Source organism: Pseudomonas sp. M30-35 (genome assembly GCF_002163625.1).
Classification (GTDB): Bacteria; Pseudomonadota; Gammaproteobacteria; order Pseudomonadales; family Pseudomonadaceae; genus Aquipseudomonas.
The window spans coordinates 4765737-4791841 of sequence record NZ_CP020892.1 but is presented as its reverse complement, the minus strand read 5'-3'; the positions used below and the strand labels follow the sequence as shown (position 1 = coordinate 4791841).

The 26105-nt window shown below is 55.4% G+C and carries 22 protein-coding genes; 13 read left to right on the top strand and 9 right to left on the bottom strand.

Going from position 1 to position 26105, the window contains the following annotated elements; genetic code table 11:
* Window positions 1-42 precede the first annotated feature (42 nt).
* Together B9K09_RS21910 and B9K09_RS21905 are read right to left on the bottom strand one after the other, a co-directional pair.
* The gene (locus B9K09_RS21910) at window positions 43-1419 is read right to left on the bottom strand and encodes a TRAP transporter large permease subunit (protein ID WP_087518795.1); all 1377 of its coding nucleotides are present in this window, start codon (window positions 1417-1419) and stop codon (window positions 43-45) included.
* Window positions 1412-1957 carry a TRAP transporter small permease subunit gene (locus B9K09_RS21905; RefSeq protein ID WP_087518794.1) on the bottom strand — a complete coding sequence of 182 codons (546 nt, stop codon included), beginning with the start codon at window positions 1955-1957 and terminating at the stop codon, window positions 1412-1414. Before B9K09_RS21905 ends, B9K09_RS21910 begins: the two co-directional genes overlap by 8 nt.
* A 193-nt stretch (window positions 1958-2150) precedes the next feature.
* Between B9K09_RS21905 and B9K09_RS21900 the strand changes: the two genes are divergently transcribed.
* Window positions 2151-3275: a TRAP transporter substrate-binding protein gene (locus tag B9K09_RS21900; RefSeq protein WP_087518793.1), complete on the top strand. Its 1125-nt coding sequence runs from the start codon at window positions 2151-2153 to the stop codon at window positions 3273-3275.
* 96 nt (window positions 3276-3371) lie between these two features.
* Here B9K09_RS21900 and B9K09_RS21895 read toward each other — a convergent pair whose 3' ends face one another.
* Window positions 3372-3773: an acyl-CoA thioesterase gene (locus tag B9K09_RS21895; RefSeq protein WP_087518792.1), complete on the bottom strand. Its 402-nt coding sequence runs from the start codon at window positions 3771-3773 to the stop codon at window positions 3372-3374.
* Window positions 3774-4032: 259 nt separating this feature from the next.
* Between B9K09_RS21895 and B9K09_RS21890 the strand changes: the two genes are divergently transcribed.
* The 7 genes from B9K09_RS21890 (at window position 4033) to B9K09_RS21860 (ending at window position 13019) form a co-directional block, all read left to right on the top strand.
* A complete protein-coding gene (locus B9K09_RS21890; protein WP_087518791.1) occupies window positions 4033-5001 on the top strand; it encodes a PstS family phosphate ABC transporter substrate-binding protein in 969 nt (322 codons plus the stop codon).
* A gap of 167 nt (window positions 5002-5168) precedes the next feature.
* Window positions 5169-7454, top strand: coding sequence for an ABC transporter permease subunit (locus B9K09_RS21885; RefSeq protein WP_087518790.1), 2286 nt, complete (start codon window positions 5169-5171; stop codon window positions 7452-7454).
* A gap of 81 nt (window positions 7455-7535) precedes the next feature.
* Window positions 7536-9152: a phosphate ABC transporter permease PstA gene (gene pstA / locus B9K09_RS21880; RefSeq protein WP_371917475.1), complete on the top strand. Its 1617-nt coding sequence runs from the start codon at window positions 7536-7538 to the stop codon at window positions 9150-9152.
* Between the two features lie 67 nt (window positions 9153-9219).
* Entirely contained in the window at window positions 9220-10050 is an 831-nt protein-coding gene (pstB, locus tag B9K09_RS21875; RefSeq protein WP_087518789.1) for a phosphate ABC transporter ATP-binding protein PstB, read from the top strand.
* 196 nt (window positions 10051-10246) lie between these two features.
* Window positions 10247-10978 (top strand): phosphate signaling complex protein PhoU, encoded by a 732-nt coding sequence (gene phoU / locus B9K09_RS21870; protein ID WP_087518788.1) that lies wholly within the window; start codon window positions 10247-10249, stop codon window positions 10976-10978.
* Window positions 10979-11074: 96 nt separating this feature from the next.
* The gene (locus B9K09_RS21865) at window positions 11075-11965 is read left to right on the top strand and encodes a response regulator (protein WP_087518787.1); all 891 of its coding nucleotides are present in this window, start codon (window positions 11075-11077) and stop codon (window positions 11963-11965) included.
* 157 nt (window positions 11966-12122) lie between these two features.
* The gene (locus tag B9K09_RS21860) at window positions 12123-13019 is read left to right on the top strand and encodes a peptidoglycan DD-metalloendopeptidase family protein (protein ID WP_087518786.1); all 897 of its coding nucleotides are present in this window, start codon (window positions 12123-12125) and stop codon (window positions 13017-13019) included.
* Window positions 13020-13070: 51 nt separating this feature from the next.
* Here B9K09_RS21860 and B9K09_RS21855 read toward each other — a convergent pair whose 3' ends face one another.
* The 6 genes from B9K09_RS21855 to glcC form a co-directional block, all read right to left on the bottom strand.
* On the bottom strand, window positions 13071-14423 hold the full coding sequence (locus tag B9K09_RS21855; RefSeq protein ID WP_087518785.1) for a hemolysin family protein: 1353 nt from the start codon (window positions 14421-14423) through the stop codon (window positions 13071-13073).
* 126 nt (window positions 14424-14549) lie between these two features.
* Complete coding sequence (gene phoR, locus B9K09_RS21850) at window positions 14550-15857, bottom strand: phosphate regulon sensor histidine kinase PhoR (RefSeq protein WP_087518784.1); 1308 nt, start codon at window positions 15855-15857, stop codon at window positions 14550-14552.
* 300 nt (window positions 15858-16157) lie between these two features.
* Window positions 16158-16847, bottom strand: coding sequence for a phosphate regulon transcriptional regulator PhoB (gene phoB / locus B9K09_RS21845; RefSeq protein WP_087519238.1), 690 nt, complete (start codon window positions 16845-16847; stop codon window positions 16158-16160).
* A 117-nt stretch (window positions 16848-16964) separates the two neighbouring features.
* A complete protein-coding gene (gene ubiA / locus B9K09_RS21840) occupies window positions 16965-17873 on the bottom strand; it encodes a 4-hydroxybenzoate octaprenyltransferase (protein ID WP_087518783.1) in 909 nt (302 codons plus the stop codon).
* A 56-nt stretch (window positions 17874-17929) separates the two neighbouring features.
* Complete coding sequence (locus tag B9K09_RS21835) at window positions 17930-18484, bottom strand: chorismate lyase (protein ID WP_087518782.1); 555 nt, start codon at window positions 18482-18484, stop codon at window positions 17930-17932.
* A 52-nt stretch (window positions 18485-18536) separates the two neighbouring features.
* Window positions 18537-19310, bottom strand: a complete 774-nt coding sequence (glcC, locus tag B9K09_RS21830; protein WP_087518781.1) for a transcriptional regulator GlcC — start codon at window positions 19308-19310, stop codon at window positions 18537-18539.
* 251 nt (window positions 19311-19561) lie between these two features.
* On the opposite strand from glcC, the gene glcD reads away from it, so the two are divergent.
* Genes glcD through B9K09_RS21805 form a run of 5 tightly spaced genes read left to right on the top strand, consistent with a single transcriptional unit; the run spans window position 19562 to window position 25997 of the window.
* A complete protein-coding gene (gene glcD, locus B9K09_RS21825; protein ID WP_087518780.1) occupies window positions 19562-21061 on the top strand; it encodes a glycolate oxidase subunit GlcD in 1500 nt (499 codons plus the stop codon).
* Window positions 21061-22125, top strand: coding sequence for a glycolate oxidase subunit GlcE (gene glcE, locus B9K09_RS21820; protein ID WP_087518779.1), 1065 nt, complete (start codon window positions 21061-21063; stop codon window positions 22123-22125). The genes glcD and glcE overlap by 1 nt, the downstream gene beginning before the upstream one ends.
* A gap of 3 nt (window positions 22126-22128) precedes the next feature.
* Entirely contained in the window at window positions 22129-23346 is a 1218-nt protein-coding gene (gene glcF / locus B9K09_RS21815; protein ID WP_087518778.1) for a glycolate oxidase subunit GlcF, read from the top strand.
* Window positions 23347-23356: 10 nt separating this feature from the next.
* Complete coding sequence (locus B9K09_RS21810; RefSeq protein ID WP_087518777.1) at window positions 23357-23758, top strand: heme-binding protein; 402 nt, start codon at window positions 23357-23359, stop codon at window positions 23756-23758.
* Between the two features lie 58 nt (window positions 23759-23816).
* Window positions 23817-25997, top strand: a complete 2181-nt coding sequence (locus B9K09_RS21805) for a malate synthase G (RefSeq protein WP_087518776.1) — start codon at window positions 23817-23819, stop codon at window positions 25995-25997.
* Window positions 25998-26105 lie beyond the last annotated feature (108 nt).

The window sequence follows — 26105 nt, the reverse complement described above, 5'->3', positions numbered from 1 at the left end:
CGCCCGTAACAAGTACGGGCGTTTTGACCAAGCGGTGCCGCGTTAGTTGCCGTAGACCTGCTCCGGTAGCCAAGTGATCAGCCCCGGGTAGATATACGCAATGACCAGCAAGATAATCTGAATCAGAATGAACGGCAGCACACCTTTGTAGATGGTGCTGGTTGCAACGGATGCCGGTGTAACCCCGCGCAAGTAAAACAGCGCAAAACCGAACGGTGGTGTGAGGAACGAGGTCTGCAGGTTGAGTGCGATCATTACCCCCAGCCATATTGGGTCCAGACCCATTGCCAGCAATACCGGGCCAACAATCGGCACCACCACAAAGGTGATCTCGATGAAGTCGAGAATGAAGCCGAGGAAGAAGATCACCACCATTACCAGGAAGAATGCGCCGAGCACACCGCCCGGTAGTTGAGCGAAGACCTCCTCGATCAGTACTTCACCACCAAAGCCACGGAATACCAGCGAGAACAGTGAGGCACCAATCAGAATCATGAACACCATGGCACTGATTTCAGTGGTGCCGTAAGCGACTTCTTTCAACTGCCTGAAGTTGAGCTTGCGTTTTAGCATCGCCAGAATCATCGCACCCAATGCGCCCAGTGCCGCCGCTTCAGTCGGTGTTGCGTAACCGGCGAGAATCGAACCGAGTACCGCGGCAATCAGGATCAGCGGCGGAATCAGGGCGTTTGCCAGCTTGCCCCACTCAATTGGGCCAAGCTCTTCTTGTGGCAGGGCTGGCAACTTCTTCGGTTGGAATATCGCTACGCCGATGATGTAGAGGATGTACAGGCCCACCAGCAACATGCCGGGCAGGAATGCACCGACGAACAAGTCACCGACCGATACCGTCTTTGGCGAGAAGATGCCCATCTTCAATTGCGCCTGTTGGTAGGCGCTGGACATTACGTCCCCGAGCAGAACCAAGACGATTGAAGGTGGGATGATCTGCCCCAGAGTGCCGGTTGCGGCCAATGTGCCGGTCGCAATTGCAGGGTCATAGCCACGACGCAACATGGTTGGCAGTGCAAGCAAGCCCATGGTGACGACAGTCGCGCCGACAATCCCGGTACTGGCGGCGAGTAATGCCCCCACCACGCAGACTGAAATCGCCAGGCCGCCGCGAAGAGTGCCGAACAACCGCGACATGGATTCGAGCAAGTCTTCGGCAACGCGGGATTTCTCCAGCATTACCCCCATAAACACGAATAGCGGCACCGCCAGCATCGTCTGGTTGTTCATGATGCCGAATAAACGGTTGGGTAATGCGCTGAGGTAGGTGGCATCGAAGGTGCCGGTGACGATACCAATCCCGGCGAACAGCAGTGACACGCCGCCTAGGGTAAACGCGACCGGATAACCGGCCATCAAGGCGATACAGATGCAGATAAACAGCAAAATCGGCATTAATTCAACCATGCTTCACCTCCGGCTCGGGCAAACGACCGGCGAGCATGTAGAAAGCTTTAATGATGTCGGAGATTCCTTGCAGAACCAGACCCGCAACCAAAACTAGAATGATGCTTTTTTGTAAGTAGACGAAGTGCAGGCCGCCAGACTCACTTGAGGCCTCTTTCGTGGCCCAGGAGTTGGCCACGTAGTCCCAGCTGCTCCAGCCCAGAAACAGGCAAAGTGGCAACAGGAATAGCAGCGTCCCGAGAATATCCACCAGAGCTTGGCGTTTGCCGCTGAATTTCTGGTAAAAGATATCTACGCGTACATGTGCATTGCGTTGCAGCGCCCAGGCAGCTGCGCCCATAAAGACCAGGGCATGGGCATATAAGACAGCTTCTTGCAAGCCTGTGGCGCCGATCCCGAAGCCGTAGCGTAGGATGACTACAATGGCGGTTCCGAGGACCAGAAAGGCGGTTAGCCAGGCACAGGCCTGACCAAAGCGTTTGTTCAGCGCATCGATAATGCGCGCAAGGTGGAGCAAAAGGGGAGGCTTGTCGGACATGGTGAGTCCTTATCGTTATGGGTGAGTATGCGGGCAGGCCGGTGATTCTAGGCAGCTCGTGGTCATGCAGCAATGGCACTACAACTTTAGTCGTATCTACTAGGCTTGAGAGTCACTTCGCCCTATGTTACTCAAGCGCGGTCTGCTGACAGTGATCCTGTGGTAAGACCAATACAACAATAAGGAGCATTGCATGAAACGTCGTCAAATTCTCGCTGCAGCTGGTGTAGGCCTTGCCGCCACTGCGTTGGCGGGCTGTAACAAAGAAGCTGATTGCAGTAAAGAAGTCGCTGCGGGTAGCGCTGCCAAGCCTGAAGAGGGCGGTGGCGGTGAAACGTTCCACTGGAAAATGGTCACTTCATGGCCGAAAAACTTTCCTGGCGTTGGCGTTGGTGCAGAAAATTTCGCCAAACTCGTTAATGAAATGAGTAAAGGCCGTCTGACCGTAAAAGTATATGCCGCCGGTGAACTGGTTCCTGCGCTAGAGGTATTCGACGCGGTTTCGCGCGGGACTGCCGAAATGGGCCACGGCGCCCCTTACTACTGGAAAGGCAAAGTGCCGGCTGCGCAGTTCTTCTGTGCCCTGCCATTTGGTCCTAACGCGCAAGAAATGAACGCCTGGTTGCACAGAGGTGGCGGTCTTGAATTGTGGGAAGAGGTATACAAGCCGTTTGGCGTGTTACCAATGGCTTGCGGCGCAACTGGCGTGCAGACTGCTGGCTGGTTCAACAAGGAAATCAACTCGGTTGATGACTTCAAGGGCCTGAAAATGCGTACGCCGGGCCTGGGCGGTGAAGTACTGACCAAAATGGGCGGCACCGTGGTCAACATGCCTGCCGGGGAAATTTTCACCGCACTGCAAACCGGTGCAATTGATGCTACCGAGTGGATTGGTCCATACAACGACCAAGCACTGGGCTTACAAAAAGCCGCTAAATACTATTACACCCCAGGTTGGCAGGAGCCGAACGTAACGTTTGAGCTCGATATCAACATCAAAGCATGGGAAACCTTGCCAGCGGACCTGCAAGCCATCGTTCGTGCCGCCGCGCGTGATATCAACGCTGACATGCTTGACGACTACAACGCTCGCAACATGGAGGCCATGGAACAGCTGAAGAAAGAAGGCGTTGATGTTCGTCGTCTGCCTGATGATGTGTTGGCCAAGCTTAAAGGCATCGCGGCTGAAGTGGTTGATGCCAGTGCTGCAGCCGATCCTGCCGCGACCAAGGTATGGGCGCAGCAGAAGGCATACCTCGAGCGTCTTTATGAGTATGCCGAGTCGAACGAGAAGGATATCTACAACATCCGCGGTTAATCGCGAGGCTGTTTGTAGCGCAAATAAAAACGCCGGCAACTGAGCCGGTGTTTTTTTATCTGCGATTTGCTGCGCTAAGGCTGAGTTCCCTCAACCTTAGCGTCTTGGCGGCACTGGACGGGTTCGCCCGCTGCCATCAATTGCGACAAAGACGAAGACAGCTTCGGTGACCTTGCGCCATTCACTGGAGAGTGGGTCATCGCTCCAGACTTCGACCAACATCTGAATCGAGCTGCGGCCGATCTCAAGTTCCTGAGTGTAGAACGATAACTGCGCGCCAACTGCAACCGGGACCATAAAGGCCATGCGGTCAACGGCAACGGTGGCCACGCGTCCGCCAGCGACTTTGCTCGCCATGGCAGTGCCCGCCAGATCCATTTGTGATACTAGCCAGCCACCGTAAATATCACCAAAACCATTGGTTTCACGGGGCAATGCAGTGATTTGCAGCGCTAAATCACCTTGCGGGATTGGGTCATCCTGTTCGAAGTCATTCATAGACGTAACAGCTCGCGGCGCAGTTGTTGTTATGGAGCGCTGCAGATGAGCGCAGGGCGAGTATACCGACTGAGCGGTCGCTGGGCGACCGCAGCCATCAATAACCTACAGACTACGCAGATATAACTATTTTTCGCCGTACAGGCAAATTAGTGGCAGACGTCATCTAACTGTCACATTGTTTTCATAGATTGGTCATACGGCCTGCGGATACTTGGGCCCGTTCCATCCAACACTACAATTCAGCTAGGAGCAAAGCATGAAACTCAAGCGTTTGATGGCGGCCATGACTTTTGTCGCCGCTGGCGTTACAGCCGCCACCGCGGTAGCCGCTATCGACCCGGCTCTGCCGACCTATGAAAAAACCTCCGGTGTATCCGGTAACCTGTCGAGCGTAGGCTCTGACACCCTTGCTAACCTGATGACCCTTTGGGCTGAGAACTACAAAAAGTTCTACCCGAACGTAAACATTCAGATTCAGGCTGCTGGCTCTTCTACTGCGCCACCTGCATTGACTGAAGGCACTTCTAACCTCGGCCCGATGAGCCGTAAGATGAAAGATGCCGAGCTGCAAGCATTCGAAGAAAAATACGGCTACAAGCCGACCGCAGTCCCAGTTGCTATCGATGCCCTGGCAGTGTTCGTACACAAAGATAACCCGATCAAAAGCCTGACCATGGCTCAAGTTGATGCGATCTTCTCGGCGACTCGCCTGTGTGGCGAAGCCAAAGACATCACAACCTGGGGTGACGCAGGTATGACCGGTGATTGGGCTGCTAAGCCGATCCAATTGTTTGGTCGTAACTCAGTATCCGGTACTTACGGTTACTTCAAAGAAGAAGCACTGTGCAAAGGTGACTTCCGTTCAAACGTTAACGAACAACCAGGTTCTGCCTCGGTGGTTCAGTCGATCTCCAGCACTGTTAATGCCATCGGTTACTCGGGCATTGGCTATAAAACTTCCAGCGTTCGCGCTGTCGCCCTGGTCGACAAGGAAGGTAAGGCTGAAGAAGCAACTGAAAGCAACGCTCTGTCAGGTAAGTACCCACTGTCGCGCTTCCTCTACGTTTACGTAAACAAGGCGCCGAACAAGCCGTTGAGCCCGCTCGACGCTCAGTTCCTGAAAATGGTTCTGTCTAAGCAGGGTCAAGAAGTTGTAGTCAAGGATGGTTACATCCCACTGCCAGCCAAAGTGGTTGAGAAAACCATGAAGGAACTGCAGCTCTAAGCAGTTCCTGGTTGCGTGAAATGATCTGATGTACCGACGCCCGCGCTCAGAATTGAGCGCGGGCGTTGTCGCGTCATCGGGCTGTAACCTATCTGTCATAAAAGACCGTTAGATTTGTGCCTCCGCTGACTCATGGCGCGCGTACACAACCGCCCAGAGATCCTCGAATGAACGACTTGGCCAATGAATTCATGAACACATCTACCGATAGCAGCCAACGAATCGACTTCAATACGCCCGTCTTGCTGCGTAAGCGCCGTAATCGTGCGCTCAAAGACCGTATGGCGCGGTGGTACGTGTCGATTGGCGGGCTGGCGGTGCTGGCGACAATCACCCTGATTTTCTTCTACCTTGCCTACGTGGTGATGCCGATTTTCTCCGGGGCTGATCTCACCGCACATAAAGCCCAGCAGCCAGCATGGCTTGCAGATCAAGGCGATGCATTGATGCTCGCGGTTGAGGAGCAGAACAGGGTCGCGATGCGTTTAAACAGCAAGGGCCATGTGCAGTTCTTTAAGCTCAAAGACGGCTCCCTGCTGACCAGCATCGATCTGCCAATTCCGGCCGGCGCAACCATCTCTTCATTCAGTGAAGACCAACCAGGCAGCCGCCGCACTGTAGTCGGCCTGTCTGACGGTAGCGTGTTGGTATTCAAGCAAAACTATGCGGTTACCTACCCGAACAACGTCAAAACCATCACCCCGGTCATTCAGTACCCGTTTGGTGAAGAGCCGATCAAGCTAGATCCTCAAGCTCGTGCGCTTGAGCATGTGGCAATGAGCGTAAATGGCGATAATGTGCTGCTCACCGGCTCGACAGGCACTGAGTTGCACGTGCTGTCGATCGTCAATGAAGAAAATCAGTTCACCGGCGAAACCAGCCAAGAACAGAAGGTAGTGGATTTGCCGCAGATCGCCGAGCCGATCAAGGCGATGATTATCGACCCGCGTCAACAATGGCTGTATGTCTTCAACGGCAAAGCCACCGCCGATGTTTTCGACCTGCGTAGCAAGTCCTTGAACGGTCGGTATACGCTGCTTAAAGGCGATGCCGAAGTGACGGCCGTTAGCCCATTGCTGGGCGGCATCTCGCTATTGATTGGTGATAGCAAAGGCGGTATCGCCCAGTGGTTTATGGTGCGTGACAACGACGGCAAGTCAGCCTTGACCCATATTCGTGGCTTCCAGATGAAGGACAGCCCGATTACCCAGTTTATGCCTGAGGAGCGCCGCAAGGGCTTTATGGCCATGGACAGCCAAGGCAACCTCGGCCTGTTCCACAGCACGGCGCATCGCACACTGCTGATTGACCCCGTGGCAAAGGGCGCCAGCGTTGCTGCATTGTCACCACGGGCCAGCCGCGTACTGATTGAGTCCAGTGGCCAACTGCAAACCTACACGGTCGATAACTCGCACCCAGAAGTTTCCTGGAGCTCGCTGTGGGGTAAGGTCTGGTACGAGAGCTACGACGAGCCCAAGTACATTTGGCAGTCGACCTCAGCCAACAGCGACTTTGAACCAAAGCTGAGCTTGGCGCCCCTGACCTTCGGTACGCTTAAAGCAGCGTTCTACGCCATGCTGTTGGCGGCGCCGTTGGCTATATGTGCGGCAATCTACACCGCCTACTTCATGGCCCCGGCCATGCGCGGCAAGATCAAACCGGTTATCGAGTTGATGGAAGCGTTGCCTACGGTAATCCTTGGCTTCTTTGCCGGGCTGTTTCTCGCACCTTATGTCGAGGGGCATCTACCCGGAATATTCAGCTTGCTACTGCTGACACCGATAGGGGTGCTCGTCGCCGCCTATCTGTGGAGCCGTTTACCTGAGCGCATTCGTCTTGTGGTGCCGGATGGTTGGGAAGCTGCGCTGCTGATTCCGGTGATTCTGCTAATCGGCACGGTTTCATTGTCGATGAGCGGGTACATGGAGAACTGGTTCTTCGGCGGCGACATGCGCTCCTGGTTGAGCAACGATCTAGGCATCGCCTTCGATCAGCGCAACGCCTTGGTCGTGGGTTTGGCGATGGGCTTTGCAGTTATCCCCAACATCTACTCGATTGCTGAAGACGCTGTGTTCAGCGTGCCTAAGAGCCTGACATTTGGCTCGTTGGCGCTGGGTGCAACACCTTGGCAGACCCTGACTCGGGTGGTGATTTTGACCGCTAGCCCGGGCATTTTCTCGGCATTGATGATCGGCATGGGGCGTGCAGTAGGTGAAACCATGATCGTACTGATGGCCACCGGTAATACGCCAATCATGGACATGAACATTTTTGAGGGTCTGCGCACCCTTGCCGCCAACGTTGCGGTTGAGATGCCTGAATCGGAAGTTGGCAGTAGCCATTACCGAATTTTGTTTCTCTCTGCGCTGGTGTTGTTGAGCTTTACCTTCGTGATGAACACGTTGGCAGAAGTCATTCGAACCCGCCTGCGTAAGAAATACGCCTCGCTCTAAGACTCAGGAAGGTAGACGTCCGTGAACGTGAAAAAGCAAAACCTCAAATCCTGGTTCCAGAGTGGTTCACCCTGGGTCTGGATGACCGCCAGCGGTGTATCGATTGCCGTGATCATGACCATCGGTCTGCTCGCCGTAATCGCTACCCGCGGCCTGGCGCACTTTTGGCCAGCTGATGTGATTCAAGCCTCCTATCAAGTGCCGGGCGAAGCACCGCGCGTGATGGCGGGTGAACTGGTTCAGGCCGAACAAGTAACGCGTGCACGTTTGGCCTCTGCAGGCTTGCCTGTTGATGTGCAGGGCGGCGAGTTCATGACCCGCGAGCTGTTCAAAGTCGGTAACCGTGACATTAACGGTGCGGACTTCAGCTGGGTCGTCGATGAGTGGATGAAAGATGCCAGCACGCCGGAAGACATCGTGGCGGTGGAGCGTCGCGAGTGGGGCAATTTCTACGGTTACTTGGTTAACGTTAAAGAAAGCGGTAAACAGGTCGCTGAGGGCGATGCAGCCTGGGATGAGCTGCAAAAGCGAATTGACCGGATCGACGAGTTACACAGCAAAATCTCGAAGCTGCAGAAAAAAGACATTGGCCGGATCAACTACGGTCTTGAAGGCTTGCGCCTTGAAAAACGCAAGCTGGAACTGAACAATGAGTTGACTCCCGCCGCCCAAGCCGACCTCGATGCTGAGCGTGCGCAGTGGGATGCCGAATACAAAGTACTGGAAGCACAGTTGACTGACCTGCACGATCAGTTCAATCGTGACAGCGTGACTCTGAAGACGGTAGACGGCACAGAGAAAGAAATGAGCTTGGGTACTGTGGTTCGCGCATACATGCCGAATGCCATGGGAACGACTGAAAAGCTTGGTTTCTACTTCGCCAAAATATGGGAATTTCTCAGCGAAGACCCACGTGAAGCCAACACCGAGGGCGGTATTTTCCCGGCTATCTTCGGCACCGTGATGATGACCCTGATCATGGCGGTGATTGTTACGCCGTTTGGTGTACTGGCCGCTATCTACCTGCGGGAGTACGCTAAACAAGGACCGATGACTCGCATCATTCGGATTGCGGTGAACAATCTGGCCGGGGTTCCCGCGATTGTATACGGGGTGTTTGGCTTGGGGTTTTTCGTCTACGTACTGGGCGGATCGATTGACTCGATGTTCTTCCCGGAAGCGGCTCCAGCGCCAACCTTTGGTACGCCTGGTTTGCTCTGGGCTTCGCTGACCCTGGCTATCCTTGCGGTGCCGGTGGTGATCGTCGCGACTGAGGAAGGCTTGGCGCGTATCCCGCTTGCATTGCGTGAAGGCTCTCTGGCGCTCGGCGCCACCAAAGCCGAAACCTTGTGGAAAGTGGTGCTGCCAATGGCCAGCCCGGCAATGATGACCGGTTTGATTCTGGCGGTGGCGCGTGCAGCGGGCGAAGTTGCGCCGCTGATGTTGGTCGGTGTGGTTAAGTTGGCGCCAGCACTGCCGCTTGATGGCAACTACCCGTACTTGCACTTGGATCAGAAGATCATGCACCTGGGCTTCCACATCTACGACGTCGGCTTCCAAAGCCCTAACGTTGAGGCAGCGCGACCGCTAGTCTATGCCACAGCGTTGTTGCTGGTGCTGGTAATTGCCTTGCTTAACCTCAGTGCAGTGTTTATTCGTAACAATCTGCGCGAGAAGTACAAAGCGCTGGATCATTAAGAATTTTGGTGGGCTGCGCCGCTGTGTGCAGCCCCGATCAACAAATTGTTAGCGTAGGGAGCATCCCATGCAGCACGGAACGACACACGGTATCGACATCTCAGCTCTTGGCCGTGAAAAGCAAAGCTTAGATTTGAACAAAGAAACCACCGCCATCCATGTACCGGGTTTGAACCTGTACTACGGTGAAAAACAAGCACTGTTCGATGTCAAAATGAACATCCCCAAGCAGCGCGTTACCGCATTTATTGGGCCGTCTGGTTGCGGTAAATCGACACTGCTGCGTACCTTCAACCGGATGAATGATTTGGTTGATGGCTGCCGTGTTGAGGGTGAAGTGAACCTTGATGGCACCAACATCTACCGCAAAGGCGAAGATGTCGCTGACTTGCGTCGTCGCGTTGGCATGGTGTTTCAGAAGCCAAACCCATTCCCTAAAAGCATTTATGAAAACGTGGTTTACGGCCTGCGTATTCAAGGGGTGAACCAGAAGCGCGTGCTTGATGAGACCGTTGAGTGGGCTCTGAAAAGTGCAGCCCTGTGGGATGAGGTCAAAGACCGTCTGCACGAGTCCGCGCTGGGAATGTCCGGCGGTCAGCAGCAACGTCTGGTGATTGCGCGTACCGTAGCGGTGCAACCAGAAGTCTTGTTGTTGGATGAGCCATGTTCGGCACTCGATCCGATCTCGACGCTGAAAGTCGAAGAGCTGATCTACGAGCTGAAATCCAAATACACCATCGTTATCGTGACCCACAACATGCAGCAAGCAGCGCGGGTTTCCGACTACACCGCGTTTATGTACATGGGCAAACTGATCGAGTACGGCGACACCGATACGCTGTTCACTAACCCAGACAAGAAGCAGACTGAGGATTACATCACCGGTCGCTACGGTTGATCGCTCCGGCCATGCCTGGTGACGCTGAACTGCGCCGGCGGGCCTTGCCGTACTACTCGTACTGTCTGCGGACCGCCTTCTTGCTCAGCGCCACCTTGCAAGGGCCGGTACCTACAGAATGTCTGGGTTAAGAGCGCCAGGCAGTCAGTAACCCGTTTTTTGTATTTAACTAATTTCGCGTCGCAAGGGCTTGAGCATGATTAATAAAGACAGTCTTACTCATCACATTTCTCAGCAGTTCAATGCCGAGTTGGAAGAGGTGCGCAGCCACCTTTTGGCGATGGGCGGTTTGGTTGAGAAGCAAGTCAATGATGCGGTCAACTCGCTGATTGAAGCCGACTCTGGTCTGGCTCAACAAGTGCGCGAAATCGATGACCAGATCAATCAGATGGAGCGCAACATCGACGAAGAGTGCGTGCGCATTCTGGCTCGTCGTCAGCCGGCTGCTTCTGACCTGCGTTTGATCATCAGCATCTCCAAGTCGGTCATCGACCTGGAGCGTATCGGTGATGAGGCGACCAAAATCGCCAAGCGCGCCATTCTTCTATGTGAGGAAGGCGAAGCGCCGCGCGGTTACGTCGAAGTACGTCACATCGGCGGTCAGGTACGCAAGATGGTGCAGGAGGCGCTTGATGCCTTTGCTCGCTTCGACGCGGATCTGGCTCTGTCTGTGGCGCAGTACGACAAAACGGTCGATCGCGAATACAAAACCGCATTGCGTGAGCTGGTGACTTACATGATGGAAGACCCGCGCTCAATCGCCCGCGTTCTGAACATCATCTGGGCCTTGCGTTCGCTGGAGCGGATTGGCGACCACGCCCGTAACATCGCTGAGCTGGTTATCTACCTCGTACGCGGCACTGACGTTAAGCACATCGGCCTCAAGCGCATGCAGGAAGAAGTAGAAGGCACAGGTAAAGATAAGTAGTCCGCTTTACTCGCGCTGATGGCCGCAGAGTAATTGTCTGTTGGCCTTTAGCCATCCACCCGGACTATGCTAGGTACGGTAGATGAGGGGTGGTTGATGAGTAAAGTCCGTGTTTTGATTGTGGATGATGCAAGTTTTATTCGTGATTTAGTCAAAAAAGGTCTGCGCGATCACTTTCCCGGTGTGCAGATTGAAGAGGCTGTGAACGGTCGTAAAGCGCTGCAATTGCTGAGCAAACAGACGATTGATTTGATTCTGTGCGACTGGGAAATGCCAGAAATGTCCGGGCTTGAATTGCTCACTTGGTGTCGTGAGCAAGATAGCTTGAAGACCACACCGTTTATCATGGTCACCAGCCGTGGTGATAAAGAAAACGTGGTTCAGGCCATTCAGGCTGGGGTGTCAGATTTCATCGGCAAACCATTCTCCAACGAACAATTGGTCACCAAGGTCAAAAAAGCCCTGCATCGCGCCGGCAAGCTTGAGGCCTTCGCTCCGAGCCAAAAACCTGCCAGCAATGCATTCGCCAATGACTCTTTATCGGCCTTGACCGGTGGTAAGGCTGAGGTGATCAAACCTAGCCAGCCAGTGGCTCCTGCCCCTGGATTTGCAGCACCGACACCGACCGCCAAACCCGCAGCAGCACCTTCTGGTCGAGGGCAGGGCAGCTTGCGTTTACCGGGTGGCAGCATGCCCTGTGCGATCAAGGCGCTAAGCCTCAAAGAAGCGCAGTTGCTGGTCAAGCGCGGGCAACTATTGCCGCAAGTGCTGGAAAGCGCTGTGCTTGACCTGGAGCAGGGTGATAGCTCAGAGGTTGCCCGGCTCAATGGTTATTTGCATGCGGTTGCGGCGTTTGAGCCGAAACCTGACAGCGAATGGTTGCAACTGACCCTGCGCTTTGTTGACAGTGACCCGCAAAAGCTCGACTACTTGTCGCGACTTATTGCCCGCGGTACTGCGCAAAAACACTTCACCCCCGGCGGCTAGCTGCCTGCATGAACTGAGGTCTGGGCTGTGGACGACCGATCGTCGGCTATGGTCGAGATACAGTGCACATCTTCGTACAAAGCATCTCGTTCCACGCTTACGCTACTGCTAGTCTGCCTAATCCGGACAATCAGAAAAACATAAGATCCGAATCGATATGCTAGGGCGCTTACTACTTCTCTTCAGTTTTATGACTGTGGCCGTTGATGCTGCGGCCATCACAATCTACAAGTACACCGATGCCAATGGTGTGGTGACCTACACCGACCAAAAGGCAGCCGGTGCGCAGGTGTTTGTGTTTCGTGACCGCATGGTTGAGAGCCTCGCCCGCGAGGTAAAGCTGGAAACCCTCAAGCATGCCGCAGGTGAAACCCTGTTGGTGCGCAACGACCTCTATGCACCGGTGCAGATTGAGTTGAGCATCAATAATGCCGAGAACGCCGTAGGTGTTCCTGAGAAGCCAATCAGTTGGATTCTCGCGCCGCGTAGCAAGATCCGTTTGGCCACGCTGGCGCCGATGGATGCCGGCAAGCCGCTGCACTACAAAACCAAACTGCGCTACGCCATGGGTGACCCGCGGCTGATTCCTACGCAAAAGAACTATCCGTTGCCTTGGCGCGGTGGTCCGTTCAATTTGAGTCAGGGCGCTAACGGCAAGTACAGCCACTTCGGCCCAAAAGGTCGCTACGCCTTAGATATCGCCATGCCTGAAGGCACGCCTATCGTGGCCGCGCGCTCTGGTGTGGTGGTCAAAATAGAGAATCATCAGACCGGGCGTGGTAACAATCCATCGGGTAACTTTGTGCGAGTTCTGCACAAAGACGGCACCATGGGGGTGTACCTGCACTTGATGAAGGGCTCGGTCAAAGTTGCTGAGGGCACTCACGTCAATGTCGGCACACCGCTGGCGCTATCGGGTAATACCGGCAACAGCACCGGCCCGCACTTGCACTTTGTGATTCAGCGAAACGTAGGCTTGGCGCTGGAGTCGATTCCCTTCGACTTCTCACAGCCGGTGAATACCTTGCCGAACTTCGCCGTGGGCGGCGATTAAACCTTTGCCTTCAAGGGTATGCAGCGCCTGAGTCGGCGCTGCAAATCGAGCCTATTCCTGCGAGTCGTTCAGCTGCAGCACTTTCGCCAGAACGATCTTCGGTCCTTTCATCTTTTTGACGATGATGCGCAGACCTTCCACTTCAAGTACTTCTTCCTCTTCCGGCATGCGCTTGAGCGTCTCGTAGATCAACCCAGCAAGGGTCTCAGCCTCGATATGGTCAAGGTCAATGCCAAGCAAGCGCTCGACCTTGAACAGCGGTGTGTCGCCGCGCACCAATAGCTTGCCAGGCTGGTAGGCGAGGATGCCGCGTTCGGTTTTGCGGTGTTCGTCTTGAATATCGCCAACCAGGGCCTCGAGTACGTCTTCCATGGTTAGGTAGCCAATGACTTTGCCGTCTGCTTCTTCGACCAATGCGAAGTGTGAGCCACCCTTGCGAAACTGCTCCAGCAGGGCGGACAGCGGCATATGGCGGCCGACCCGCTCCAGCGGATGCATCAATTCGCCAACCTTTAGCGCAGAGGGCAGCATTTCCAGTAACGATAAATGCAGCAGCAGGTCTTTGATGTGCAGCACGCCAACAAATTCGCCTTGGTCCTCGTCGAATACGGGGTAGCGGCTGTACTTATGACGGCGAAATACGCTGAATACTTGATCCAGCGGCGCGTTCAGGTCGATGTAGACCAGGTCTTCACGCGAGTTTGCCCAATCGACAACCTCCAACTCACCCAGCTCAACGGCTGAGGCCAGCACGCGCATGTCTTGATCGCTCGGGTCGCTGGCGCGGCTCGAGTGCAGGATCAGCTTGAGCTCGTCACGGCTGTAATGGTGCTCGTGGTGTGAGCCCGGCTCACCTTGGCCCGCGATGCGCAAGATAGCGTTGGCGCTGGCGTTTAGCAGGAAAATGGCGGGATACATTGCCCAGTAAAACAGGTAGAGCGGCCCAGCTGTCCACAGCGACAACAGCTCGGGTTTACGAATCGCCCATGATTTTGGGGCCAGCTCACCGACGACAATGTGCAAGTAAGAGATGATGAAGAACGCGCTGAAAAAAGCGATGCCGCTCACCAGCTTGGGTGATTCGATGCCCACGTTTGCCAGTAACGGTTCGAGTACGTGCGCAAACGCCGGTTCACCTACCCAACCAAGGCCAAGGGAGGCGAGGGTGATACCCAGCTGGCAGGCAGATAGATAGGCATCTAACTGGTTATGTACCGTGCGCAGGATATGCCCGCGCCAGCCATGTTGGGCAGCGATTGTTTCAACTTTTGTCGAGCGCAGTTTGACCATGGCGAATTCTGCGGCAACGAAGAAGCCGTTGAGCAGAACCAGAAACAGAGCGAACAGAATGAGGCCAAAGTCGGCAAAGTAGCTTGTATCAAGGTAACCAGTCGAGGGGTCCATATAGGGTTCAAATAACTAATGACCGCTAAAGGTTGGGGGCACAGGTTGAGCTTTGCAAGCCTGCTATCAGACTAAATTACATTACAGCCCATGAGTGGTATTTAGATCGCGTCTAAAACTAGCGCACTAGAGGTTTGGACGCACGACCTGCATGGGCGGGAAATTGCAGGTAAAGGTACTGCCCTTGCCCGGAGTGCTGCTGATCTCGAGCAACGCACGGTGGCGCAACAGTACGTGCTTGACGATGGCCAGGCCCAACCCTGTACCGCCGGTGTTGCTGGCGCGGCTGGAGTCCACTCGATAAAAACGTTCGGTCAGGCGCGGCAGGTGTTTGGCTTCGATGCCGTGGCCAGTGTCATGCACCGAGAGATGGGCGCCGCTGGGATCAACCCACCAGCTAATATGAATCTTGCCTTGGTCAGGCGTGTACTTCACCGCATTGAACACCAGGTTGGAAAACGCGCTGCGCAGTTCCGCTTCGCTGCCTTTTAGTTTTAGCTGCGGGTCCACTTCCAGGGTGATTTCATGTTTACGTTCCCCAGACAGCGCCAGAGCATCGCTCTGGATCGATTGCAGCATCGCATCAACGGCCACTGGATGATTGTCTGACGGGTAGTCCGTGGCTTCCAGCTTAGCCAGCAACAGCAGGTCATTGAGCAAGTTCTGCATGCGCCCACCTTGCTGCTGCATCTGTTGCAGCGCACGGACCCAGCGCGGGTTAACGGCTTCAACGTTGTCGAGCAAGGTTTCTAAATAACCGGCGATTACTGTCAGCGGTGTGCGCAGCTCATGGGAAACGTTGGCGACGAAGTCTTTGCGCATCTGCTCAAGTTGATGCAAACGGGTGACATCGCGCACTAGCATCAAGTGTTCATGATTGCCGTAACGGGTGATCTGATATTGCAGTCGACGTCGATCCGTCAGCGGTGACGGCAAGTCGAGGGGCTCATGAAAATTATTGCCCTCGAAGTATTCTTTAAAGCGTGGGTCACGCACCAGATTGGTAATTTGCTGACCGCTGTCCTGTGGCGTTTTCAGGCCCAACAAGGTTTCGGCGGCGATGTTCCACCAATCCAGATTGCCGTTGCTATCGAGCATGATCACTGCGTCTTGTAGCGCAGCGGTAGATTCCTGTACGCGGTCGATCACCGCCTGCAGGCGCCCACGAACCTTTTGGTCGCGACGTTGCAGGTGATAAATACTGTCGAAAACTTCACCCCACATGCCATAGCCATCGGGGGGCGGCTCGTCAGGTTTGTGCTCTTGCAGCCACTTGTGCAGGCGCAACAGCTGGCTCAATGTCCAGCCAAGGTGACCAGCAAGGCCGATGACCAATGCCCATGCGTATTCGCCCGTCACCAAACCGACCAGTAAGCAGGCACTGACCAGCAACAGCAGGCGGCGCACTACAGCGCCTTGCCAGTTTCTATTCACCTAGGGAACCTCTGAAAAACTACTGCGCTAGATATTACCGTGTTAAAAAACTGCTCAAAATGCTCATTTAGGCCAACTAAAGTCGAGCGCGACCCCGGCCGCTTTCTCACATTTTTTGACTCGCTTGCGCTCGCCCTTCGGGCCAGCCTTTGGCTGTTACTCCCGCTGGTCGTTGCGCCTTGTACTACCGTCGCTCGCTACCTTTTTCAGAGAGTTCCTAGTGCTCATCCGCCAAGCAATCCTTTCGCTTATCGCCAACAGGCATTAATTGGCGACGTGGGTTGATCCATCCAGCCAAGTTTAGCTTTTGGTGGAAAAACGGTACCCGGTGCCGCGTACGGTTTGTACTAGATTTTCGTAGACCTCGCCCAGCGCTTTGCGCAAACGGCGGATATGTACATCGACCGTGCGTTCTTCAACATAGACGTTGCCGCCCCAGACTTGATCAAGTAACTGACCACGGGTGTAGGCGCGCTCTTGGTGGGTCATGAAAAACTGTAGCAAACGGTATTCGGTCGGCCCCATTTCTGCGGGTTTACCGTCGATTGTTACACGGTGGCTAACGGGATCAAGTAACAGTCCGCCGATTTCGATCGGGCCTTCATTGTCACTTGGCCCTGCGCGGCGCAGCACGGCTTTGAGGCGTGCGACCAGTTCACGTGGCGAAAACGGCTTGGTGATGTAGTCATCAGCGCCGACTTCGAGGCCCTGGATCTTGTTGTCTTCTTCACCTTTGGCGGTGAGCATGATGATCGGAATATCCCCGGTCATCTCGTCCCGCTTCAGGCGTCGCGCCAATTCGATACCTGATGTACCAGGCAGCATCCAGTCGAGCAAAATCAAATCAGGTTTACGGTCAACGATGATGCTATGGGCCTGCTGGGTATTTTCAGCTTCCAGGCATTCATAGCCCGCCATCTCCAGAGCGACCGCAATCATTTCGCGGATCGGAGCTTCGTCATCGACGATCAGGATATTCTTGCCAACCATGATTACGGCCTCGGTAGGTTCAACTGTTATGCGCTGCATTAGATAACGGAATTATTGCAGTCATATGACAGATAAATGCAGCGCGCCGATAAATCAGCCGTTTACAGCACTCCTAACTCAAGCAGGCACGGGCGCAGCGCGCAACGCATAATCGGCAACCAGCCCGATAAAAATTGCCAGCCCGGCCCAATGGTTGTGCAGAAATGCCTTGAAGCACGCCATGGGTTCACGCTCGCGGGTACTCCAGAACTCCCAGGCAAAACAGCCTGCCGCGCCCAGCAATCCCAGGTGGAAATAAATGCCAAGGTCGAAGCGTGCCGCTGCCATTAACAAGCACAGCAAAGCCAAGCCTTGCAGCGTGACGATGATGATGCGATCGGCCTCACCAAACAGAATAGCGGTCGATTTAACTCCGATCTTTAAATCGTCGTCGCGATCAGCCATTGCGTAGTAGGTGTCATAAGCGACCGTCCACAGCAGGTTGGCGATATACAGCAGCCAGGCTTCGGCGGGCACGCTGCCGGTTTCTGCGGTGAATGCCATCGGCATACCCCATGAAAACGCTGCACCCAGCACCACCTGCGGGTAGAAGGTATAGCGCTTCATAAACGGGTAGCACGCCGCGAGTGCGACGCCGCCAAATGACAGCCAGATGGTGGCTGCGTTGGTAAACAGCACCAGAATAAAACTCAGCGCGACCAGCACTGCAAAGAAGATCAGCGCCTCACGCGGTTTGATTTTGCCGCTCGCCAGTGGCCGTTGTTTGGTGCGCTTGACGTGGCCGTCGAAGTTGCGGTCAGCGTAGTCATTAATCACGCAGCCAGCGGCGCGCATCAATATGACGCCAAGGACGAAAATAAACAGGTTCTTCAGGCTCGGCACGCCTTCAGCCGCGACCCACAGCGCCCACAGGGTTGGCCAGAGCAGCAAGTAGATGCCGATTGGCTTGTCCATACGCGTTAGCTGAATAAAGTCCCAGCAGCGCGGGTGCAGGCGGTTGAGGGATTGCAACAGGCGGGTATACATCGAGCGCTTTCTCCGTGGCAGTTGCGCGGATTATACGGGCAGTATGCCCGACTGACTTACCGTTCGATTTGCGTTGCCGCCCAGAACGCTGGCAAAAAAACTTCAGCGACTAAAATCGCCAGCTTGCCCCGGCTAAAACATGAGCGTCGGGCCCACAGCCGCTCTGCACGCACCTCTTTCGGCAAGCATGCGCCCGGGTAATGACAGGCGTGCAGTTCACCGCGATCAAAGGCGTGATCACTGAACAATAATTCACCGAGTGAGCGGGTGCCGAGTTGGGCCAATGCCAGCCCAGAGCCTTCAAGTGCACTGCGCGCGCTGACACTGCGGGCGAATACCCAAGGCTCACCGTGGCCGCGCAAATACACCTCGCGCACCCAGCCTTGGCTGCCATCGGCAACACCCAATGCTGCGCACTCATCGTTGCGCATGCGCTGCCAGCCTTCGCTGAGTGGCGTCACACTGAAATTGTCCGCAGACAAGGTTGTCAGGCGCTGAGTCAGCGAGTCCTGATTAACAAACAACCAGTCGTGCACCTGGTCACTTGGCGAAGGCTGAAGTTGGCTGGCGGTAAACCAGCGTGGTGGGTGGGCTAGCGCAGCTGAAGGCACGAGGTTGATTCACCAGTGTTTTTGAGGTGCGCGAGTTTATCACGCTGTTTATTCATGCCCAGCCCTCAAGGCGCATGGTCGCGCGCACGAGACGTTGCTCTTCAAGCTCAATGTCTTGCAGGTTGTCACGGATGCTGTGGATATGTTCGCGTGCGGCGCGTTGCGCTTGCTCTGGCAGGCGCTCGATTACCGCGTGATACAGCCGTGAATGTTGGCGGTCGATCTGGCGTTTTTGCAGCGGGCGGTGGTAGAGGTTATTGACCGAAGCAAACACCGAGTTAAGCATCAGGTCAGTCAGCGATTGCAGGGTGTGCAGCAGCACCGGGTTGTGCGATGCCTCGCAAATGGCGATGTGGAACGCATGGTCGAGCCGTGCATGTTCGCGGGCATCAATTTCGCGGGTGTCGCTGTGCGCGGCGAGCATTTCTTCATAACGCCGGGTCAGCAACACAAAATCTGCATCGGTGCCGCGCAGGGCGGCCAAGCGCGCCGATTCAGCCTCAAGCAGGCCACGCACTTCCAGCAGATCAAACAGGGTGCGCGGTTGTGAGCTGAACAAGTGCATCAGCGGGCTGGCATCACGGGTGCCGGTAAGTTGCGCCACACGTGAGTCGCGGCCTTGAGCGGTGTCGATGATGCCGCGCCCGCGCAATACCTTCAGCCCTTCACGCAGGGCTGAGCGGGAGATACCGAGCTTCTCGCACAGGCGTCGTTCCGAAGGCAGCGGCTGGCCAACCTTAAGCACGCCATCAACGATAAGACGTTCAATTCGTTCGGCAACCACATCGCAAACCTGGCGCCGGGCAGTCGTGGTTTCTATAGGCATTTGCGTCCTTGGTCACTGGTAGGACCAGTTTTTAATTGTTGTTCAAGGTCTGATCAATATATACCCAATGCTCAATGATTGTGGGGTTTATAGGGTGAGATCAATAAGACCTACCGCTAACAAACTGGTCGTACCAGTTGTCTTAGTGCTAGACGCTAAGTTTGTAGAGGCTTAAACATGGCTGCATAACGAGTCTGTGCATTTTGTGCACCGGCAATAACAAAAAATGCTGCTGTTGAAATGAGCCTGCCATGAGCATTGTTTACGACGAGCGAGTCGATGGTGTACTGCCTAAGGTCGATAAGGCAGCGCTATTGAATGAACTGCAAGCACGTTTGCCTGATCTCGACGTGCTGCACACTGAAGAAGACCTCAAGCCATACGAATGCGATGGCCTGTCGATGTACCGCACCACACCTATGATGGTGGTCCTGCCCGAGCACATTGAACAAGTCGAAACCCTGCTAAAGATTTGCCATCAGCGCCAGGTTCCGGTTGTCGCACGCGGTGCTGGCACAGGATTGTCTGGCGGCGCTTTGCCTTTAGAGCAGGGCATTCTGCTGGTCATGGCGCGCTTCAACAAAATTCTCGAAATCGATCCGGCGGGGCGCTTCGCTCGCGTGCAGCCGGGTGTGCGAAACCTGGCAATCTCGCAAGCTGCCGCGCCTTTCGATTTGTATTACGCCCCCGATCCATCTTCGCAAATTGCTTGCTCGATTGGCGGCAACGTCGCCGAAAATGCCGGTGGCGTGCATTGCTTGAAATATGGCTTAACCGTTCACAACCTGCTTAAAGTCGAAATCCTCACCGTTGAAGGTGAGCGTATGACCTTGGGTAGCGATGCTCTGGATTCACCAGGCTTTGATTTGCTGGCGCTGTTTACCGGTTCTGAAGGCATGCTCGGGATTGTCACCGAAGTGACGGTCAAGCTGTTGCCCAAGCCGCAGGTTGCCAAGGTCTTGCTGGCCAGCTTCGACTCGGTTGAGAAAGCCGGGCGCGCCGTTGGCGACATCATTGCTGCAGGGATTATTCCCGGCGGCTTGGAGATGATGGACAACCTGGCGATTCGCGCCGCCGAAGACTTTATTCATGCCGGTTACCCGGTGGATGCCGAAGCAATCCTGCTCTGTGAACTCGATGGCGTTGAAGCCGATGTTCACGCCGACTGCGAACGGGTCAAGCAGGTGCTTGAGGCTGCTGGTGCAACTGAGGTGCGTCTGGCCCGTGACGAGGTCGAGCGGGTTAAGTTCTGGGCCGGACGCAAGAATGCTTTCCCGGCAGTGGGGCGTATCTCGCCGGATTATTACTGCATGGATGGCACCATCCCGCGCCGCGAATTGCCTGGAGTGCTTAAAGGCATTGCCGATTTTTCCGAAGAGTACGGCCTGCGCGTGGCCAACGTATTCCATGCCGGTGACGGCAATATGCATCCGCTCATTCTGTTTGATGCCAATCAGCCGGGCGAGCTTGAACGCGCTGAGGCGCTGGGCGGCAAAATTCTCGAGTTGTGTGTCAAGGTCGGTGGCAGCATCACTGGCGAACACGGCGTCGGCCGCGAAAAAATCAATCAGATGTGTTCGCAGTTCAACAGCGATGAGCTGACCTTGTTCCATGCAGTGAAAGCGGCGTTTGACCCCAGTGGTTTGCTCAATCCGGGCAAGAACATTCCAACCTTGCACCGCTGCGCCGAGTTCGGCTCGATGCACGTGCATCACGGTCAATTGCCATTTCCCGAACTGGAGCGTTTTTGATGGTTGTGCGCCATGATGCAGACGCCAGTACTGCGCTGCTTGAACAAGTGAATCAGGCCCTCAATAGCGGCACCAAACTGCGTATTCAAGGGGCTAACAGCAAAGCTTTTCTGGGCCGCAAGGTCGAAGGTGAAGTGCTCGATACCCGCGCTCATTGCGGCATTGTCAGTTACGACCCAACTGAGCTGGTGATCACGGCTCGCGCCGGTACGCCGCTGGTTGATTTGCAAGCCGCGCTGGATGAAGCCGGTCAGATGCTCACCTGCGAGCCTCCACACTTTGCGGAAGGCGCAACTGTCGGCGGCATGGTCGCGGCGGGCTTGTCAGGTCCACGCAGGCCGTGGTCGGGTGCGGTACGTGATTTAGTGCTGGGCACTCGCGTTATCACCGGTTTTGGTAAGCATCTGCGCTTTGGTGGCGAAGTGATGAAAAACGTCGCCGGTTACGACGTTTCACGGTTGATGGCTGGCAGCTTTGGTTGCCTTGGGCTGCTCACCGAAGTGTCGCTGAAGGTACTGCCCAAGCCGCGTGAGTGCGTCAGTCTGCGCTTTGAGGTTGATGTCAACACAGCCCTGAAAAACCTGGCTGAATGGGGCCAACAACCGATTCCGATCAGCGCCGCGAGTTATCACGATAACGCTCTGCATCTGCGCCTTGAGGGCGGCGAGGGTTCGGTTGCCTCGGCTCGCGAGCGTTTGAGCTGCGAGTTGCTGGATGACGATTACTGGCAGCAACTCAATGAACATCAGCTGCCGTTTTTCCGCAGTGAAAAACCACTGTGGCGCATTTCAGTACCGAACAACACCGGCGCGTTAGCACTGCCGGGTGAGCAATTGATTGATTGGGGGGGAGCGCAGCGCTGGTTGAAGTCTGATAGCGATGCCCAGTCGATTCGCCAGATTGTCAGTGAAGTTGGCGGCCATGCGACCTGTTTCACCATGGGCGCAAGCGACAGCCCGATGCCACCGTTGAGTGCACCTCTGGCGCGTTATCACCGTCAGTTAAAAACCCAGCTGGACCCGCAAGGGATCTTCAACCCTGGCCGCATGTATCCCGAGGTTTAAGCTGTGCAGACCAATCTAAGCGAACAAGCCAAGCGTCTGCCGCGTGCTGAAGAAGCCGAGAGTATTTTGCGCTCGTGCGTGCATTGCGGATTTTGCAATGCGACCTGCCCAACCTATCAATTGTTGGGTGATGAACTGGATGGCCCGCGCGGGCGTATTTATCTGATCAAGCAAGTGCTCGAAGGCCATGAGGTCACGGCTAAGACCCAGCAACACCTGGATCGCTGTTTGACCTGTCGTAACTGCGAAACCACCTGTCCTTCAGGCGTTGACTATCACAACCTGCTGGATATCGGTCGTGCTGTAGTTGATGCCGCGGTGCCGCGCTCAGCCAGTGATCGCATGTTGCGTGAGGGCCTGCGACTGCTAACGCCGCGTCCGGCTTTGTTTAAATCACTGACTCAGGTTGGGCGGGTGTTTCGTCCGCTGTTGCCGGAAACCTTGAAGCACAAATTGCCGCGTGAAGTTCGCCCGGCTAAAACGCGACCAGCAGTGACCCATGCTCGCCGGGTGTTGATGCTCGAAGGCTGCGTGCAGCCGGGGTTATCGCCGAATACCAATGCGGCAGCGGCACGGGTGCTGGATAAATTAGGCATCAGCGTGACGCCGATTCAACAGGCCGGTTGCTGCGGCGCGGTGGATTACCACTTGAATGCGCAGGACGCTGGCCTTGACCGCGCCCGGCGCAACATTGATGCCTGGTTGCCAGCCATAGAGTCTGGCGCCGAGGCGATAGTGCAGACCGCCAGCGGTTGTGGCGCCTTCGTTAAGGACTACGCGCACATGCTCAAACACGATCCAGCTTATGCAGCCAAGGCCGAACGCGTCAGTGCGCTCACCAAAGATTTGGTCGAGGTGTTGCGCGATGAGCCCGTTGAAGCGCTCGGCGCTGATTCAGACATGCGCTTGGCATTCCATTGTCCGTGCACACTGCAGCATGCGCAAAAGCTCGGTGGTGCCGTTGAGAACGTGCTTGGCCGGATTGGCTTCAACCTCACCAGCGTGCCTGATAGCCACCTTTGCTGCGGCTCCGCTGGCACCTATTCATTGACCCAGCCGCAGCTGTCGAAACAGCTACGGGACAACAAGATGAATGCCCTTGAGAGCGGTAAACCCGAGGTCATCGTCACCGCCAACATTGGCTGTCAGACCCACTTGGATGGTGCAGGACGCACGCCAGTTAGACACTGGATCGAGCTGGTTGAAGAAGCCCTTAATTAGGATCTATGTCATGCAAACCAAAGCTATCTTGAGCCAGCAGGAAGTTAACCGAATGATCGCTGCAGCACGTACCGAGGCTCAGCAAAACCAGTGGGCGGTGAGCATTGCCGTGGTTGATGACGGTGGCCATCCGCTGGCGCTGGAGCGTCTTGATGGTTGCGCGCCAATTGGTGCCTACATCGCCACTGAAAAAGCGCGTAGCTCGGCGCTGGGACGTCGCGAGTCCAAGGGTTATGAAGACATGGTCAATGGTGGGCGCAACGCTTTTCTGTCGGCACCGCTGTTGACCTCTCTGGAGGGCGGGGTGCCGGTGATTATTGATGGTCACGTGGTCGGTGCAATCGGTGTTTCTGGCGTTAAAGCCGAACAGGACGCACAAGTGGCTAAAGCGGGTGTGCAAAGCCTGATTTGAATTGATTTGAGAGCCCGGCCCGCGCGTCGGCCCAGTCGTAATTAATGGAGATGTGAAGATGACTAACCGGATAAATTGCCAGCGCTTGCAAGTAGCTGACAACCTCAAGCGTTTTGTCGACGATGAAGTGCTGCCGGGCACAGGGATTGAGTCCGAGGCTTTCTGGGCAGGTTTTGATGCGTTGGTGCACGACCTGGCACCGCTTAATCGCGAGCTATTGGCTGAACGCGATCGCCTGCAAGTTGAACTGGATAACTGGCACCGTGCTAATCCGGGCCCAGTCACCAACATGCCAGCTTATCGCACGTTTTTAGAGTCGATTGGCTACCTGCAGGCGCAGCCGGAAACAGTCAGCGTCAGCACCACTGATGTAGACACTGAAATCAGCAGCCAGGCAGGACCGCAGCTGGTGGTGCCGGTGATGAATGCGCGCTACGCATTGAATGCGGCAAATGCGCGCTGGGGCTCGTTGTATGACGCGCTCTACGGCACTGATGCTATATCCGAGGCTGATGGCGCCACCAAGGGGCCGGGCTATAACCAAGTGCGAGGCGCCAAGGTGATTGCCTTTGCGCGTACCGTGCTCGATCAAGCTGCGCCATTAGCCCGCGGCTCGCATGCTGATTCGGTGCGCTACAGCGTTGTTGGCGGCCAGTTGCAAGTTGGCTTGCAAGACGGCTCATCGGTTGGTTTGAAAGCGCCCGAGCAGTTCGTTGGCCTGCAGGGCTCAGCCGATGCGCCCAACGCAGTCCTGCTGAGGAACCATGGCCTGCACATTGAAATTCAAATTGACCCGAGCAGTCCAATCGGCCAAACCGATGCTGCAGGTGTTAAAGACTTGCTGGTTGAAGCGGCGCTTTCGACCATTCTCGATTGCGAAGACTCGGTTGCAGCTGTTGATGCTGACGACAAAGTTGTGATTTATCGCAACTGGCTCGGTTTGATGAAAGGCGACCTGAGCGAAGCGCTGGAGAAGGGCGGCAAGCAGATTGTTCGCCGACTCAATCCTGATCGTAAATACCAGACGGGTTCGGGTGCAGAGCTGACATTGCACGGTCGCTCGCTGATGTTCGTGCGTAACGTCGGCCATCTAATGAGCAATCCGGCGATTCTCGACGGCCATGGCAATGAGATTCCCGAGGGAATTCTTGACGGGGTGATGACCAGCCTGATTGCCCTGCATGACCTGCAACGCAAGGGCAACTCGCGCACCGGCAGTGTGTATATCGTCAAACCAAAAATGCATGGCCCGGCTGAGGTCGCCTTTGCTGATCAGCTATTTAGCCGTATCGAGTCCTTGCTGGGGATGGCCAAGAACACCTTGAAAATGGGCATCATGGATGAGGAGCGTCGCACCAGCGTTAACCTCAAGGCCTGTATTGCCGCGGCTTCTTCGCGCGTGGCGTTTATCAACACCGGTTTTCTTGATCGCACTGGCGATGAAATGCACACGGCGATGGAAGCTGGGCCGATGCTGCGCAAAGGCGATATGAAGTCGACGCCGTGGATTCAAGCCTACGAACGTAACAACGTGTTGGTAGGTCTGGCTTGTGGTCTGCGCGGTAAAGCGCAAATCGGTAAGGGCATGTGGGCAATGCCGGATTTGATGGCCGACATGCTGGTGCAAAAAATCGGTCACCCAAAAGCCGGGGCTAATACCGCGTGGGTGCCTTCACCAACAGCGGCGGTATTACATGCCCTGCATTACCATCAAGTTGATGTGCAAGTGGTGCAGCGCGAATTGGAGCTGATCGACCTTAATGCGCAACGCAATGGTCTGCTTAAAGACTTGCTCACGGTGCCGGTTGCGGCTGAACCAAACTGGAGTGAAAGTGATATCCAGCAAGAGCTGGACAATAACTGCCAAGGAATTCTCGGCTATGTTGTTCGTTGGGTTGAACAAGGTGTTGGTTGCTCGAAAGTACCGGATATTCACAACGTTGGCTTGATGGAAGATCGCGCAACTTTGCGTATTTCCAGCCAACACATCGCCAATTGGTTGCGTCACGGTATTGTCAGCCCGCAGCAGGTTGAAGCGAGTTTGCAGCGCATGGCGGCGGTGGTTGACCAACAGAATGCTGGCGATTCGTTATACCGGCCGATGGCGCCAGAGTTTGCTCAGTCTGCGGCGTATTTAGCCGCGAGTGACCTGGTGTTCAAGGGGCGAGAACAACCGAGCGGCTATACCGAGCCTTTGCTGCATGCCTGGCGTCAGCGCTTCAAGCAGCAGCATGGCTAAGCAACAACCGTAATACCAGGCCCCGACCGCTTTTAGCAGTCGGGGCTTTTGAGCATTGGCGCCGACCTCGGCTATACGCTGGGGTCGACGCCACATAGTCCTGCGTAG